Annotated in this window: 16 protein-coding genes; 5 read left to right on the plus strand and 11 right to left on the minus strand. The window is 67.4% G+C overall.

From position 1 onward, the window contains the following. Positions 1 to 5: 5 nt before the first annotated feature. Positions 6 to 932, minus strand: coding sequence for an ornithine carbamoyltransferase (gene argF / locus JNJ68_RS13275; protein ID WP_294982862.1), 927 nt, complete (start codon positions 930 to 932; stop codon positions 6 to 8). 80 nt (positions 933 to 1,012) lie between these two features. Beyond that, positions 1,013 to 2,203 (minus strand): aspartate aminotransferase family protein, encoded by a 1,191-nt coding sequence (locus tag JNJ68_RS13280; protein WP_294982863.1) that lies wholly within the window; start codon positions 2,201 to 2,203, stop codon positions 1,013 to 1,015. Positions 2,204 to 2,493: 290 nt separating this feature from the next. Here JNJ68_RS13280 and JNJ68_RS13285 point away from each other — a divergent pair, with 290 nt between their 5' ends. Together JNJ68_RS13285 and JNJ68_RS13290 are read left to right on the plus strand one after the other, a co-directional pair. Beyond that, positions 2,494 to 3,426 (plus strand): Hint domain-containing protein, encoded by a 933-nt coding sequence (locus JNJ68_RS13285; RefSeq protein WP_294982864.1) that lies wholly within the window; start codon positions 2,494 to 2,496, stop codon positions 3,424 to 3,426. 80 nt (positions 3,427 to 3,506) lie between these two features. Then, positions 3,507 to 4,106, plus strand: coding sequence for a GcrA family cell cycle regulator (locus JNJ68_RS13290; protein ID WP_294982865.1), 600 nt, complete (start codon positions 3,507 to 3,509; stop codon positions 4,104 to 4,106). A 140-nt stretch (positions 4,107 to 4,246) separates the two neighbouring features. On the opposite strand, the gene JNJ68_RS13295 is transcribed toward JNJ68_RS13290, so the two are convergent. Beyond that, positions 4,247 to 6,232, minus strand: coding sequence for an AsmA family protein (locus tag JNJ68_RS13295; RefSeq protein WP_294982866.1), 1,986 nt, complete (start codon positions 6,230 to 6,232; stop codon positions 4,247 to 4,249). Between the two features lie 154 nt (positions 6,233 to 6,386). On the opposite strand from JNJ68_RS13295, the gene rimO reads away from it, so the two are divergent. Continuing rightward, complete coding sequence (gene rimO, locus JNJ68_RS13300; protein ID WP_294982867.1) at positions 6,387 to 7,766, plus strand: 30S ribosomal protein S12 methylthiotransferase RimO; 1,380 nt, start codon at positions 6,387 to 6,389, stop codon at positions 7,764 to 7,766. Positions 7,767 to 7,783: 17 nt separating this feature from the next. Here rimO and JNJ68_RS13305 read toward each other — a convergent pair whose 3' ends face one another. The 6 genes from JNJ68_RS13305 to JNJ68_RS13330 form a co-directional block, all read right to left on the minus strand. Continuing rightward, a complete protein-coding gene (locus tag JNJ68_RS13305; RefSeq protein ID WP_294982955.1) occupies positions 7,784 to 8,113 on the minus strand; it encodes a PRC-barrel domain-containing protein in 330 nt (109 codons plus the stop codon). A gap of 133 nt (positions 8,114 to 8,246) precedes the next feature. Beyond that, positions 8,247 to 8,609, minus strand: a complete 363-nt coding sequence (locus JNJ68_RS13310) for a diacylglycerol kinase (RefSeq protein ID WP_294982868.1) — start codon at positions 8,607 to 8,609, stop codon at positions 8,247 to 8,249. A 75-nt stretch (positions 8,610 to 8,684) separates the two neighbouring features. Continuing rightward, positions 8,685 to 9,059 (minus strand): hypothetical protein, encoded by a 375-nt coding sequence (locus JNJ68_RS13315; RefSeq protein ID WP_294982869.1) that lies wholly within the window; start codon positions 9,057 to 9,059, stop codon positions 8,685 to 8,687. A gap of 102 nt (positions 9,060 to 9,161) precedes the next feature. After that, on the minus strand, positions 9,162 to 9,524 hold the full coding sequence (locus tag JNJ68_RS13320) for a YigZ family protein (RefSeq protein WP_294982870.1): 363 nt from the start codon (positions 9,522 to 9,524) through the stop codon (positions 9,162 to 9,164). Between the two features lie 40 nt (positions 9,525 to 9,564). Beyond that, a complete protein-coding gene (locus JNJ68_RS13325; RefSeq protein WP_294982871.1) occupies positions 9,565 to 9,813 on the minus strand; it encodes a DUF6455 family protein in 249 nt (82 codons plus the stop codon). A 79-nt stretch (positions 9,814 to 9,892) separates the two neighbouring features. Beyond that, entirely contained in the window at positions 9,893 to 10,603 is a 711-nt protein-coding gene (locus JNJ68_RS13330) for a M48 family metallopeptidase (RefSeq protein WP_294982872.1), read from the minus strand. Positions 10,604 to 10,726: 123 nt separating this feature from the next. On the opposite strand from JNJ68_RS13330, the gene JNJ68_RS13335 reads away from it, so the two are divergent. Then, positions 10,727 to 10,966 (plus strand): hypothetical protein, encoded by a 240-nt coding sequence (locus JNJ68_RS13335; RefSeq protein ID WP_294982873.1) that lies wholly within the window; start codon positions 10,727 to 10,729, stop codon positions 10,964 to 10,966. On the opposite strand, the gene JNJ68_RS13340 is transcribed toward JNJ68_RS13335, so the two are convergent. Next, entirely contained in the window at positions 10,963 to 11,211 is a 249-nt protein-coding gene (locus tag JNJ68_RS13340; RefSeq protein ID WP_294982874.1) for a DUF167 domain-containing protein, read from the minus strand. The genes JNJ68_RS13335 and JNJ68_RS13340 overlap by 4 nt on opposite strands. 156 nt (positions 11,212 to 11,367) lie before the next feature. Here JNJ68_RS13340 and JNJ68_RS13345 point away from each other — a divergent pair, with 156 nt between their 5' ends. Continuing rightward, positions 11,368 to 12,471, plus strand: coding sequence for a class II histone deacetylase (locus JNJ68_RS13345; RefSeq protein WP_294982875.1), 1,104 nt, complete (start codon positions 11,368 to 11,370; stop codon positions 12,469 to 12,471). Here the strand turns inward: JNJ68_RS13345 and JNJ68_RS13350 are convergent. Further along, positions 12,468 to 13,313: a DNA/RNA non-specific endonuclease gene (locus JNJ68_RS13350; RefSeq protein WP_294982876.1), complete on the minus strand. Its 846-nt coding sequence runs from the start codon at positions 13,311 to 13,313 to the stop codon at positions 12,468 to 12,470. The genes JNJ68_RS13345 and JNJ68_RS13350 overlap by 4 nt on opposite strands. Positions 13,314 to 13,411: the final 98 nt, after the last annotated feature.

The following is a 13,411-nucleotide window of genomic DNA, read 5'->3' on the forward strand; positions in this document are numbered from 1 at the left end:
CCGGCTCAGACGCCGAGGCACCAGCGCATCACCGCCTTCTGGGCGTGAAGGCGGTTCTCGGCCTCGTCGAAGATCACCGAATGCGGGCCGTCCATCACCGCGCTTGTCGCCTCGTCGTTGCGATGCGCGGGCAGGCAATGCATGAACAGGCTGTCGGGCTTCGCGCGGCTCATCAGCTGTTCGTTCACCTGATAGGGCCGCAGCTGGTTGTGGCGGCGTTCCTTGGCGGATTCCGGGTCGTGCATCGAGACCCAGGTGTCCGTCACCACCAGGTCGGCCCCCTCGACCGCCGTGAAGGGATCACGCTGGATGGTGATCTTCGACCCCTTCTCGCGGGCGAAGGCGACGAACTTGTCTTCTGGGTCCAGTGTCTCCGGGCCAGTAAAGGTGAAGTCGAAGCCGAACTGCCCGGCGGCGTGCAGGAACGAGGCCGCGACGTTGTTGCCGTCGCCGCACCAGACCACCTTCTTGCCCGCGATGGGGCCACGGTGTTCCTCGTAGGTCATGACATCGGCCATGATCTGACAGGGATGGGTGCGGTTCGTAAGGCCGTTGATCACCGGAACGGTGGCATGTTCCGCCATCTCCAGCAGCGTCGCCTCCTCGAAGGTGCGGATCATGATCAGGTCGACATAGCGCGACAGGACGCGGGCAGTGTCGGCGATGGTCTCGCCATGGCCGAGCTGCATCTCCTTGCCCGATAGCACCATCGTCTCGCCGCCCATCTGGCGGACGCCGACGTCGAAGGACACCCGGGTGCGGGTCGAGGGTTTCTCGAAGATCAGCGCGACCATGCGGCCCTTGAGCGGGGTCTCGTCGTCGGGCGAACCCTTCGGGCGGCCGTTGCGGGCGGTCTTCATCGCCTGGGCATTGTCGATCATGGCCCTGAGGTCGCGGGGGTCGGTCTTGTGGATGTCGAGGAAGTGGTTCATGTCGTTTCGCTTTTGGGACCCGTGGAGCCGGGGGTTTCACACCCCCGGACCCCCGTGGGATATTTGGGGACAGAAAATGTTCAGGCGGCCTTCGCCATGGCTGTGGCGGTCTGGTCGAGCCGTCGCAGCGCCTCGGCGATGTCGGCGTCGGGGATGTTGAGCGCAGGGAGCAGCCGCAGCACGTTGTCGGCGGCGGCAACGGTCAGGATGCCGGCGTCGTAGCCCGCCTTCACCACGTCCGCCGGGGCGGGCCTGCATTTCAGGCCGAGCATCAGCCCCTCACCCCGGACAGCCTCGAAGACTGTCGGATGGCGGGCGACGAGGCTTTCGAGGCCCTGCCGGAACAGCGCCCCCTTGCGGGCAACCTCGGCCAGGAAGGCGGAATCGGCGATGATCTCGGTGACTTTCGCCCCCACGGCACAGCCGAGCGGGTTGCCGCCGTAGGTGGAGCCGTGGGTGCCCGCCGTCATGCCCGAAGCGGCGCGTTCGCTCGCCAGCACCGCGCCCAGCGGGAAGCCTCCGCCGATGCCTTTCGCCACCATCATGATGTCGGGCGTCACCCCCGCCCATTCATGCGCGAAAAGCCGTCCCGTCCGGCCCATGCCGCATTGCACCTCGTCGAAGATGAGGAGCGTGCCGGTGGCATCGCACAGGTCGCGCAGGCCCTTCAGGCACTGGTCGGGGACCACGCGGATGCCGCCCTCGCCCTGGATCGGTTCGATGATCACGGCGCAGGTCTTGTCGGTGATCGCCGCGCGGATCGCGGCGTGGTCGGCATCCGTCACGGGCCATTGCAGATGGGTGAAGCCGGGCATCAGCGGGCCGAAGCCCTTGACCATCTTCTCGGACCCCGCCGCCGCGATGGCGCCGGTGGAGCGGCCGTGGAAGGCGCCTTCGAAGGCGACGATCTGCGTGCGCTCGGGCTGGCCCGCGTCATGATGGAACTTGCGCGCCATCTTGATCGCCAGCTCAGCGGTTTCCGTCCCCGAATTGGTGAAGAACACGGTGTCGGCGAAGGTGGTGTCAGTCAGAAGCCGCGCCAGCCGCTCCTGTTCCGGGATCGTGTAGACATTCGAGACATGCCACAGCTTCTGCGCCTGTTCGGTCAGCACCTGCACCAGCGCAGGATGGGCATGCCCCAGCGCATTGACCGCGATGCCCGAGCCGAGGTCGAGGTATCGGCGCCCGTCCTCGGCGATCAGCCAGCTGCCCTCGCCCTTCACGAAGGACAAGGGCGCGCGGTTGTAGGTCGGCAGGACGGAGGGGATCATGGAACGGGGTCCTTCAGGTGAAAGCCAATGGGTGCCCGAGGGCTGGCTGGGAGTCAACTTGGGGAGAGGACAGGCGCGATTGCGCCGATGACGGCGGGACAGGCGTCAGACGCGACGGCGTCGGCGCGAGGCGGGGATATGGGCGGATCCTGCGGTCATGCCGCGTCAGTAGCGGGAATGGGGCGCGCGGTAAAGCGGTTTCCGATGCGCAGGGTTTTTCGCTGGCAATGACCTGTAAACGCTGGCAAGGCAGGATCGGGGGACGGGAAGGTCAGGGGTTCTGGACAGGCATGGTTGCTGAGCGCATCACTGTCGGCGTCTATGCGCTCGACCGGGTGATCCTGCCGAAACCGGCAGGGGCGAAGGGCTGGGCCGCTCGGCTGGCCGAGGCGCTGCCGGTGCTGACGGACGGTGCAGTGCCGGTTCCGATCCACCTGTCCGAGGGGCCGGAAGGGCTGGTGCTGACCGAAGACGCCCCGCTTGGGCTGGAGCATCCGGCCGGAAGCGCCGTCGCCGTCGAGCCGGTCGCAGGGCGGCCGGGGTTTTTCCTGCTCCGCATCGGCGGCAAGGCGGCCGGGCTTTCCAGCGCCCTGCCCTGGAATCCCGGAAGTGAGCCGTCCCTTCACGGCGTGACGCTGCCCGAGGCGCTGGCGGGTTTTGCAGCGGGCACACTGATCGACACGCCCGACGGACCGCGCGCGGTCGAGACGCTGGTCGCGGGAGAGGTGGTGACGACCCTCGGAAACGGCTCGCGCCCGCTGCGCTGGGTCGGGCGGCGGCGGGTGGAGGCGGTGGAGATGCTGGCGCATCCCGGCCTTCGTCCCGTGGCCTTCGAACCCGGCATCCTGGGCAATGCGCGGGATTTGCTCGTCTCGCCGCAGCAGCGGCTGCTGATCGACGACTGGCGCGCCGCAGTCTATTTCGGCGAGGATCGGGTGCTGGTCGCAGCTCAGGCGCTGGTCGATGATCAGGCCGCGCGGGTGATGTTGCCGGCGGGCGGCATCGACTATGTGATGCTGCTCTGCGACCGGCATGAGGTGCTTTTGGCCGAAGGCGCGCTGTCGGAGAGCTTCCATCCGGGCGAGACAGGCCTCGCCGCGCTTCTCCCCGAGGACCGGGCGCGGCTGACCGCAGTCTGTCCCGAGCCCGATCTGCTGCGCCGCCGGGCAGCCTTTCCCATCGTGCGCAACGCAGAGGCGCGGGCGCTCCGGCTGCACCCCTGACCCCTTGCAAGAGCCACCCTTGCGGCCCCCTGCCCCGGACGGATAGAATGCCCGGGTAGCACAGACAGGCGGAGATCGGGATGTCCTGGACGGACGAGCGCGTCGAGACGCTCAAGCGCATGTGGAACGAGGGCCAGTCGGCCAGCCAGATCGCCAAGGAACTGGGCGGGGTCACCCGCAACGCGGTGATCGGCAAAGTCCATCGCCTGGGCCTGTCGAACCGGGTGGGCGGCAAGGAAGACGAGGAAGAGGGCGCGTCCGTACCCGCTCCGGTAACGGCTGCCAAGCCAGAACCCGCGCCCCGGCCGGAGCCGGCCCCCCGCGCCGAGCCTGTGCGCCCGGCAGCGCCTGCGGCTGCGGCCCCTGCGCCGGCATCCAACGTGACGCCGCTGCCGGTCCGCAAGGCGATCATCCCGGCCGGCCAGCCCCTGCCACCGCAGCCCAGCCTGAACGAGATCAACCCCGAGGCGCTGGCCTCGGTCCGCGAGGTGGAAAAGCGCGCGCGGAAGCTGACGCTGATGGAACTGACCGAGCGGACCTGCAAATGGCCGATCGGCGACCCGGCGACGGATGACTTCTGGTTCTGCGGCCTGCCCAGCCTGCCCGGCAAGCCCTATTGCGAGGCGCATGTCGGCGTCGCCTTCCAGCCGATGAGCGCGCGGCGCGACCGTCGGCGGTAGTCGGTCAAACTCTATGAACACCAAAAAACGCGCAGCCACCCCCGGCCGCGCGTTTCCGCTTCTGTCTCCCGGATGGCGCTGCATGCCAGATTGGGGCTTCCTGGAGACGCGAACATCCTGCGGCGCTGAAGCAACGGGGTTCAATTCCCGTTCAGGATTTCCTCCAGCGCCTTGCGGGCCTGGTCTTCCAGCGCATCCTGCACCCCGCGTTGCGTCGCGTCGCCGAGCGATTCGTCAGGAGCGACCTCCACCCCAAGTTCTTCCTTGAGCCGCTGTTCCAGTTCGGCCTTGGCTTCCTCTTCCAGCCTGGCGGCAGCGGCCTTGGCTTCCGTCTCCATCTTCTCGCGCGCAATGCTTTCCAGGTCGAGCCGGAACTTCGGATCGGCCCAGGTCCCGGTGATCAGGAGGGGTACCATCACCCCGCCCGTCCCGTCCTCGGCCGCCAGTGCGGTGGGCCGCAGGCGGTAGTCCAGCGTCCGCTCGCCCAAACCGATCTCGCCCACACCCGAGGCGGTGACATAGGGGGCGACCAGCTTCAGGTCGCTGTTCGACAAGACCCCGCCCGTGATGGTGTAGGTCCCTGCCAGCCCGTCGAAGATGGTCTTCTGCCCCTCGCCCACATAGTTCAGGTCCAGGGTCTTCAGCATCCCGGCGATGTCGAGGCCCCGCAACTCGCCCTGCCCCAGTTCCAGCGACCCCTTGCCCTTCAGGCTTTTCATGATCGCATCGACGGAATTGCCGACCCCAAGGAACTCCAGATCGAAATCGCCGGTCGACACCAGTCGGTCCCAGCCCGCAAGGTCCATCAGCAGGGGTTGCATTTTCAGGCCCGCGAAATTGAGCCGCCCGCCGACCGACAGCCCACCACGCCCGTTGACGACGAAATCGCCGGTGATCTGGCCCTCGTAGGCCTGCATCTCGCGGATGTCGATCACCGCGCGGGCGCGCTCGACCGTTACCAGCGCACGGGTCTGGCCCAGCTTGAGGACACCCAGATCGACGGCGGGGGCGGCAATGGCGACCTCGGCATCCAGTGCAGCCAAGGCGGAGACGTCGATTTCGCCCACAGGCCAACCCTCGGCCTCCATCCCGCCCGCCTGGCCACCGCCCATCTCGCCCTCGGGCCCGGTGCCGATGGTGATCGGCCCGGCGGCCAACTCGCCCTTCAGCTTGTAGCGCGCCTCGCCCGGCAGCAGGTCGAGATCGCCCTTGACCTCGTTCTGGTCCGCCACGATCCCGGCCCCGCGCAGGAAGGCGGCGCCGGTGCCGTCCATGACAAGCGTGCCGGTGATCTGCAACTTGTCCCGGCCGAGGCCCGGGTTGGGCCGCGCGAGGTCCGACCCCATGAGCGCGCCCAGCGCCGGAAGGTCCGACAGGTTCGCGCTCAACGCGCCTTCGGCAGCGACCGGGGCATAACCGCCGCGCCCGTCGAAACCGATGGTCGAGCCTCCTGCGGTCAGGCTTGCGGTCAGCGGAACCACGCGCCCCATTGCAAAAGCGGAAAAGACCCCGCCCTTGAGGTCCAGCGCCACGCTTTGCCCACCGGAAAGCGCGGTTGCGGTCAGCGTGAAGGGGCCGGAGAAATCGGGGATCGAGAGTGCCGCATCGACATCGTCCAGCGCGATCACCCGGCCCGCCTGCCGGTCGTTGAACCGGATGGAACCGCCGGTGACTTCGCCCCGGTCCAGCGTGAATCCGGTCGCTGCGGCAGGCACGCCGCCGTCAGCCCCGGCAGTGCTCGCCGCGAAGACCCAGTTCGCCTGACCGTCCTTGTCGCGCTCCAGGTTGATCTGCGGCTGGTCGGCGGAAAGGCCGAGGATCTTCACCTCGCCCCCCATCAGCGCGCCGAGGTTGACGTCGATCGACAGGCTTTCGGCCCGCAGAAGCGGCTGATCGCTTTCCGCCCAATCCGCATTGGCGATGCTGACCGGCCCGGTCGTCACCCCGAGCGAGGGCCAGAGCCGCGGCTTGACCTCGCCGGTCAGCGCCATCTTGCGCCCCGTCATCGCCTCGAATTGCGCCGAAACCGCCTGGGCGATCCGCTCGGACGGGACCATCGCGATCAGCCCGACGGCCACCAGCACGATCCCCGCCAGCGCAACCCCGACCCTGACGATCCAGCGCATGCTCACCTCCTCGGATTTTCTTGTTTTGCGGAAGTCTATGCCCCCCGGCGGCGGGATGCCAAGTCGGGGGGGCCGGACTGGCATCAAATAGCCGAGAGGCAGGCCCCCAGGCCTGGGCTTTCCAGAACGCCCCGCCCGGAGTATAGGGCGGCGCATGTCCGAAAACCCGCCGATCCTTCGCCCCGACCTTGCCCGTGCCCTTGTCCCCGACCTGCGGCGCGAGGGCCAGCCGACCATCGGTATGGTTTCGCTCGGCTGCCCGAAGGCACTGGTCGACAGCGAGCGCATCCTGACCCGGCTCCGGGCCGAGGGCTATGCGATCAGCCCCGACTACAAGGGCGCGGATGCGGTGATCGTGAACACCTGCGGCTTTCTGGATTCGGCCAAGGCGGAAAGCCTGGAGGCCATCGGCGAGGCCTTGCAGGAAAACGGCCGGGTGATCGTGACCGGCTGCCTCGGGGCCGAGCCCGACTATATCACCGGCGCGCATCCGAAGGTGCTGGCGGTGACCGGCCCGCATCAGTACGAAGCGGTATTGGATGCCGTCCACGGTGCCGTGCCCCCCGCGCCCGACCCGTTCATCGACCTTCTGCCCGCCACGGGCGTTTCGCTGACTCCACGGCACTACAGCTACCTGAAGATTTCCGAAGGCTGCAATCACCACTGCAAATTCTGCATCATCCCCGACATGCGCGGGAAACTGGTCAGCCGCCCCGCCCATGCCGTCCTGCGCGAGGCGGAAAAGCTGGTCGAAGCCGGGGTGAAGGAGTTGCTGGTGATCTCCCAGGACACCTCCGCCTACGGGGTCGATCGCAAGCATGACCTCTCGCCCTGGAAAGGCGGCGAGGTGCGGGCGCATATCACTGATCTTGCCCGGGAAATGGGGAAGCTCGGGGCCTGGGTGCGGCTGCACTACGTCTACCCCTACCCCCATGTCCGCGACCTGATCCCGCTGATGGCGGAGGGCCTGGTGCTGCCCTACCTCGACATCCCCTTCCAGCACGCCCACCCCGACACCCTGCGCCGCATGGCCCGCCCGGCGGCGGCGGCGAAAACCCTGGACGAGATCGCCGCCTGGCGCGCGGTCTGCCCCGACCTGACGCTGCGGTCGACCTTCATCGTCGGCTACCCCGGCGAGACCGAGGCCGAGTTCCATACGCTCCTCGACTGGCTGGACGAGGCGCAGCTGGATCGGGTCGGTTGCTTCCAGTACGAAAACGTCGCCGGCGCCCGGTCCAACGATCTGCCGGACCATGTGGCGCCCGAGGTGAAGCAGGACCGCTGGGATCGCTTTATGGAAAAAGCCCAAGCGATTTCCGAGGCGAAATTGGCTGCCAAGGTTGGAAAAGTGCTAGAAGTGATCGTCGATGCGGTCGATGAGGACGGCGCGACCTGCCGCACGAAGGCCGACGCGCCTGAAATCGACGGCAACCTCTTCATCGACGAAGGCTTCGAGGGGCTGGCCCCCGGCGACATCGTCCGGGTCGAGGTGGACGAGGCCGGGGAATATGACCTTTGGGGCCGGTTGGCCTGAGTTCCGGCCCCTTCAGATCACAGCCAATAGGGCGAAACGCCGTAATAGTCATAGCTGCGCCGGCGATAGTCCGGGTCGTCGAACCAGCTTTCGGTCCACGACGGCGCGCCGGTCAGCTGTTCGTGGGTGATATCCGTCACGAAGCCGCCCATGCCGGTGTCATAGCGCAGCTTCTTCCAAGGCACCGGATGCTCGGCGGCGCCCAGGCCAAGGAAGCCGCCAAAGCGCATCACCGCATAGGCGATCTGCCCCGACTGCTTGTCGATCATCAGATGGTCGATCTCGCCCAGATGGTCCCCGGTGGGGCTGTAGACCTCGGTGCCGTTGACGTCGGCGCTGGAGACCATGGACGATGGACTGCGGCCATCGCTGCCGTCGGACGCTGCGGCACGGTCGGCAAAGGGGGCGTCTTGCATGAAAACCTCCTGTTCTCGGGATACATCCCATGAACCCGGAGGGCCGCCACTTGTTCCCGGCGCCCTACCCCACCAGCACCACCACCCAGGCCACCCCTGCCGCGATCGCCGCCAGCGCGACGCAGGCCGATCCGCAGTCCTTGGCCTTCTTCGCGCGCGGGTCATGGCCGGGCGAGATGTGGTCCACCACTTCCTCGATGGCGGTGTTGATCAGCTCGGCCGCCAGCACCAGAAGCCCCAGCGCCAGGATCAGCGCACGCTCGGCCGGGCTCAGCTGCAGCGAAAACGCCAGCGCGGCGGACAGGACATTGGCCAGGGTCCACTGCCGCAACGTCTTTTCCGTGGCCCAGGCGGCACGGAAGCCCTCCCAGGACCAGATCACCGTATTGGCGAAGCGCCGTGCCTCGGCCGCAAGCATCTCGCGCATCCTTCTCTCCCTCCCTGCCCCGGCCGGAAGGTTAGTCGCGGATGCCCCGCGCGTCGAGCCGTCCGCGACCGTACCTCAGGCGTGGCGCAGGACAGCGACCAGCCAAAGCACCGCCCCGAGAAGGATCGCCCCTTCCAGCACCGGGAAGACCGGGCCGATGGTGGCTTCGGCGACCCGGCCCGTCATCATCAGGAAGAGGCCCAGCAGCAGAAGCAGCGCCCCCACCTGGTGCAGCCAGAAATGCAGCCGGGGCAGGGTTCCCTCGGCCAGGCCGGGAACCACCCGGTAGCCGATGCCGAAGACCGTCATCAGCGTGAAGCCGAGCAGGTTGATATGCGCGTGGACCGGCGCCAGCGTGTGATCGCCGCTGCCCCCCATATAGGCCCCAAACAGGATGCCAACCACAAGATATACCGCACCCATCACGATGAAACCGCGAGATATGGACATGACTGTTCCCCGTTGCTCCAGGGCTCTTACGGCCCGGTGCGACAGGATGTAGCAGGTCCGGCCCGCATCACCAAGAATTTCATGCATGGATGCGAATACGTATCAAGGCACCTCGCGCAGGGCTGCCAGCGCGGCGCGGGTACAGGTCACGATATGGGAGAAACGGTCGCCGCCCAGATGCACGCCGCCATACCAGCGGGTGACGACCACGATGCGGTCGGCCACACCCTCGCGCTCCAGCATCTTCAGGATCACCGCCCCGGCACCGGACTCGCCATCGTCGTTCTTCAGCGGGCCGCCGTCGGACAGAAGCGCAGCCCAGGAATGATGCGTCGCCTTGTCGAACTTGCGGCGACGGCGCAAGGCGGCAACGAAGGCGTCGATGGCGGCCCGGCTGGATACCGTGCCAGCCGCAGCCGCATAGCGCGACCCGCGGTCGCGGACCAGGTCTTCCAGCACGATCATGGCGCCATGTTACGCAATCCGGCGGCGCAGGGCCAGACGCTCAGCCAAGTGCCTCGATCCCGGCCTTGTTCGGACAGAAATCCGGCATGGCATCCGCCCCGCCGGAAGCAACCAGCCAGCGCTCACATTCCGCACTTCGCCCGCAGGCGGCGCAACGGGCAACCAGATCCTCAAGCTCGTCGCGCTGCAACCATCCCTCAACCACCGCGCGCGGCAGGTTCACGCCGGAAATCCGCGCCATCCCGCGGGTCAGCCACCAGGCTCTCGGCGCCTCGGGATATCCGATCATTGTCCACCCCCCATTGTCCGATCCCTCTGGCCATCGCGGCCATGCTGCCCAAGGCCGCGCCAGTCCGCATTGACCCAGATCAAGAGCCGGTCAGTCGCCGGACGGTGGCCGCGACCACCGCCTTGCGCGCCGCATTCGGCGGATGGCTGCCAAGGAACCGGTCGCCGGGATCGGGCAGCCGGTCGAAAAAGGCGGTGCCGCGCACCGGATCGAAGCCCGCCACCAGCGCGATCTCGGCGCCCAGCGCATCGGCCTGAAGCTCGAAGTCCTTGGAATAGCTGCGCGCCGCCACCTCGGCCCCCAGATCCTGCGCCTGTTTCACCTCTTCCGGCGTGAGGCCGCTGGCCTGGGCCAGGATTCCGGCCATCAGCGCCCCGGACATGGCCTGATCCTGCCGCTTCGGGATATGCCCCTCGACATGATGCGCCGCCTCATGGCCCAGCACGAACGCCAGTTCGTCGGCGTTGCGGGCATCGGCGATCAGCGCCAGCGTGAAGCCGATCACCGGACGGTTGAAGGAATCGATCGTCTGGAAGGCGTTCGGCGGCTGGCCCGGCCGGTCATCGACAACAATCCGGAAATCGCAGTTCCGCGCCACGCCACGCTCCCGGCAGTAGCGCTCCGCCACTGGCTCCACCCGAGAAACAACCGCGACGAAGGTCTGCGCCGCCACGCGCGCGGATGGCACCCCTGCCGCCGGGGCGACCACCGGCGGGGCCGAGGGCACCGGATAGGTGGCAACGCAGCCCGCAAGCGCAAGAGACAGCAGGCAAGACGAAAGCAGGCGCATGGAAAACCCCGAACGGACTGGCCGCAGGGTAGCAAATCCATGGCCGGGGGAAAGGCGGGCTCACGAAGCTGTCAGCGCTGCGAATCCATTGCCGCCATCTGCCGCAACCGCTAGCCTTGCGGCATGTTCACCATCGAGCACGAATTCGACGCCACCGTGATCACCCTGGTCGATGAGGGCGAGGACGGACCGCTTCTGGAAGACATCGTCATCAACGCCTTCGAGGATTGCGTGACGGTCGAGCAGGTCGATCCCCAGACCGACGAGGTGCTGCGCATCACGCTTTCGACGACGCAGCTCCGCGACCTCGCCGCCGCGCTGAACCTGCCCGAGGGCAGCTACCGGCTGGAGCGGAAGGGCTAATCCAGCCGGAACAGCTTGTCCCGCGCCGTCGCGCCGCGGATCAGGGTAAGCCGCGTCTTCGCCACCCCCATCGCCTTGGCCAGCGCCGCGCGGGCGGCCTCGGTCGCCTTGCCGCCCTCGGGTGTCTCGGTGACTGCAATGCGGATTTGCCCCTCCACCAGTTCCACCCCCGGACGACGGGCGTTCGGGGTGACGCGGATGGCAATCATCGCGCCGGGCCGGGCGAGGTGGGAAAGGCTGGTCATATCCCTTGAAAGCCGGGCGAGAGAATTATGGCAAGAGCCCGAATTTCTTGAGCAAGAAATTTGTCAAATCCCTTGCTTGAAGGACCTGGCACTGATCCGGCCGTCTGGCCAAACTCACTCGCCATCCCTAGTTTCCACCGCAAAGGGAGAGCCCGCATGACCACCGCCTTCTTCTCCGACGAACGCTGCTTCTGGCACGGTGGCGGCAACTACGCCTTCACGCTTCCCGTCGCGGGGCTGGTGCAGCCCACCCCCGGCGGCTTGCCCGAGAACCCCGAGACCAAGCGCCGCCTGCGCAACCTGATCGAAGTGACAGGCCTGACCCGGCACCTCTCGATGCGCGGGGCCAAGCCGGCCAGCACGGAAGACCTCCTCCGCGTCCATCCCGAAAGCTATCTTTCCGCCTTCAAAGCCGCCTCCGACGCCGGAGGGGGCGAACTGGGCTTGCGCACCCCCTTCGGCGCGGGCGGGTATGAAATCGCGGCCCTCTCAGCCGGTCTGGCGAAGGCAGCCTTCCACGCCGTTCTGACCGGCGAGGCCCGGAATGCCTATTCGCTTTCCCGCCCGCCGGGGCACCATTGCACCGCCGATTTTCCCAACGGCTTTTGCCTGCTGAACAACATCGCCGTGGCGATCCGCGCCGCGCAAGGACAGGGCCTGGTCCGTCGCGTCGCGGTGATCGACTGGGATGTCCATCACGGCAACGGAACCGAGGCGATCTTCTGGGAAGACCCCGACGTCCTGACGATCAGCCTGCATCAGGAGCGGAACTATCCCCTGGATACCGGCGGCGTCGAGGCTCAGGGTGCGGGCGCCGGGACAGGCACCAATCTGAACCTGCCGCTCCCTCCCGGCACCGGCCACGCGGGCTATCTCCACGCGATGAAGCGGGTGGTCCTGCCCGCACTCGACCGCTTCCGCCCCGAGGCGATCATCGTCGCCTGCGGCTTCGACGCCGCCGCCGTTGATCCGCTGGGCCGGATGCTCTGCACCGCCGAGACCTTCCGCAGCCTAACCCGCATGGTGATGCAGGCCGCCGACCGCCTGTGCGGCGGCCGCCTGACCCTTGTCCACGAGGGCGGCTATTCCGAGGTCTACGTCCCCTTCTGCGGCCATGCCGTGCTGGAGGAGCTTTCCGCCGCCCCGGTCAACGCCCCCGATCCCCTCGCGGCGACGCTGGCCAAACGCCAGCCCGACGCCCGTTTCGACATCTTCGTGCAGCGATGGATCGACGAGGCGGCGGGGGCGCTCGGCCTCTAGTCCTCGGGCGGTGGCACGTCGCTGTTGCCGGGGGTAATCGCCTCGAAGGGCCAGACGGTCGGGCTGGTATGCGTCACCAGCTTCGCCTTGTCCCGCGGCGAAAGGCGCGGGAAGAAGGTCAGCCCGGTCCGTGCCTCTATCTCGGGCAGGGACGAGATCGGCGCCGTCTCGGGCCGGGTCGAGGCATGCTCCTGCGGGACCATCAGCGCCAGGATGTTCAGGTTGCCGGGGCTGTCATAAGGATAGCGCTCCGGCTCGGCGATGATCAGGAACAGCGCCTCGGGCACCGGGATCAGCTTGCCGGACCTGCGCTGCACCATCGCCGGGTTCGCCCCGAAGACCGGGCCCGCCATCACCCAGACATGCTTGCGCATCGGCGCATAGGATTTGACGATGCCATGCTCAAGGTTCTTCCAGATGCCCCGATTCATCGGGCTGCGCTGCGGCACGATGTTCGACATCAGGAAGGTCTCGAACTGTGCCACCCGGCCGAACTGGGTGTTGACCGCGAAATTCGGCACCATGTGACCCCGGTCATAGGTCTTGCCCGCGACCCTTGCATAGCCCTGCGTGCCGATCCGCCAGGCTTCGGGCAGGCGGGGATCGTCGTAGAAGAACTCGGGTCGCTCGAAATCCAGGTCCCGCACCGCCGCGGCCACCTGATAGGCCGCCCAGAGCGGCTGGCCCCGGTCGGGGCAGAAGCCCAGCGCATAGCCGTGGTTGACGATGATCTGCACCGGCGGGTTGGACTGCGCATTGGCGGGTGTGCCGAAGAGGCAGAAGAATTCCAGGAAATGCGCGATGGGGGCCGAAACGGGCAGCAGGCTGGAATTGTCGGACATGGCGTCACCGGAAATGGAACCTGGAAATGCCGTCAGCCTAGCACAGAACCCGTGTTTCGGGTGTGACAATCCTGAACCCCCGGCGACTGGCGCTGCCC

The sequence above is a fragment of the Tabrizicola sp. genome, assembly GCF_016793705.1.
GTDB lineage: Bacteria > Pseudomonadota > Alphaproteobacteria > Rhodobacterales > Rhodobacteraceae > Tabrizicola.

What these genes read in the sequence shown, in the direction of transcription:
- argF (WP_294982862.1), bottom strand. Translation starts at nt 932, where the DNA reads ATGAACCACTTCCTCGACATCCACAAGACCGACCCCCGCGACCTCAGG.
- JNJ68_RS13280 (WP_294982863.1), bottom strand. Translation starts at nt 2,203, where the DNA reads ATGATCCCCTCCGTCCTGCCGACCTACAACCGCGCGCCCTTGTCCTTC.
- JNJ68_RS13285 (WP_294982864.1), top strand. Translation starts at nt 2,494, where the DNA reads ATGGTTGCTGAGCGCATCACTGTCGGCGTCTATGCGCTCGACCGGGTG.
- JNJ68_RS13290 (WP_294982865.1), top strand. Translation starts at nt 3,507, where the DNA reads ATGTCCTGGACGGACGAGCGCGTCGAGACGCTCAAGCGCATGTGGAAC.
- JNJ68_RS13295 (WP_294982866.1), bottom strand. Translation starts at nt 6,232, where the DNA reads ATGCGCTGGATCGTCAGGGTCGGGGTTGCGCTGGCGGGGATCGTGCTG.
- rimO (WP_294982867.1), top strand. Translation starts at nt 6,387, where the DNA reads ATGTCCGAAAACCCGCCGATCCTTCGCCCCGACCTTGCCCGTGCCCTT.
- JNJ68_RS13305 (WP_294982955.1), bottom strand. Translation starts at nt 8,113, where the DNA reads ATGGTCTCCAGCGCCGACGTCAACGGCACCGAGGTCTACAGCCCCACC.
- JNJ68_RS13310 (WP_294982868.1), bottom strand. Translation starts at nt 8,609, where the DNA reads ATGCGCGAGATGCTTGCGGCCGAGGCACGGCGCTTCGCCAATACGGTG.
- JNJ68_RS13315 (WP_294982869.1), bottom strand. Translation starts at nt 9,059, where the DNA reads ATGTCCATATCTCGCGGTTTCATCGTGATGGGTGCGGTATATCTTGTG.
- JNJ68_RS13320 (WP_294982870.1), bottom strand. Translation starts at nt 9,524, where the DNA reads ATGATCGTGCTGGAAGACCTGGTCCGCGACCGCGGGTCGCGCTATGCG.
- JNJ68_RS13325 (WP_294982871.1), bottom strand. Translation starts at nt 9,813, where the DNA reads ATGATCGGATATCCCGAGGCGCCGAGAGCCTGGTGGCTGACCCGCGGG.
- JNJ68_RS13330 (WP_294982872.1), bottom strand. Translation starts at nt 10,603, where the DNA reads ATGCGCCTGCTTTCGTCTTGCCTGCTGTCTCTTGCGCTTGCGGGCTGC.
- JNJ68_RS13335 (WP_294982873.1), top strand. Translation starts at nt 10,727, where the DNA reads ATGTTCACCATCGAGCACGAATTCGACGCCACCGTGATCACCCTGGTC.
- JNJ68_RS13340 (WP_294982874.1), bottom strand. Translation starts at nt 11,211, where the DNA reads ATGACCAGCCTTTCCCACCTCGCCCGGCCCGGCGCGATGATTGCCATC.
- JNJ68_RS13345 (WP_294982875.1), top strand. Translation starts at nt 11,368, where the DNA reads ATGACCACCGCCTTCTTCTCCGACGAACGCTGCTTCTGGCACGGTGGC.
- JNJ68_RS13350 (WP_294982876.1), bottom strand. Translation starts at nt 13,313, where the DNA reads ATGTCCGACAATTCCAGCCTGCTGCCCGTTTCGGCCCCCATCGCGCAT.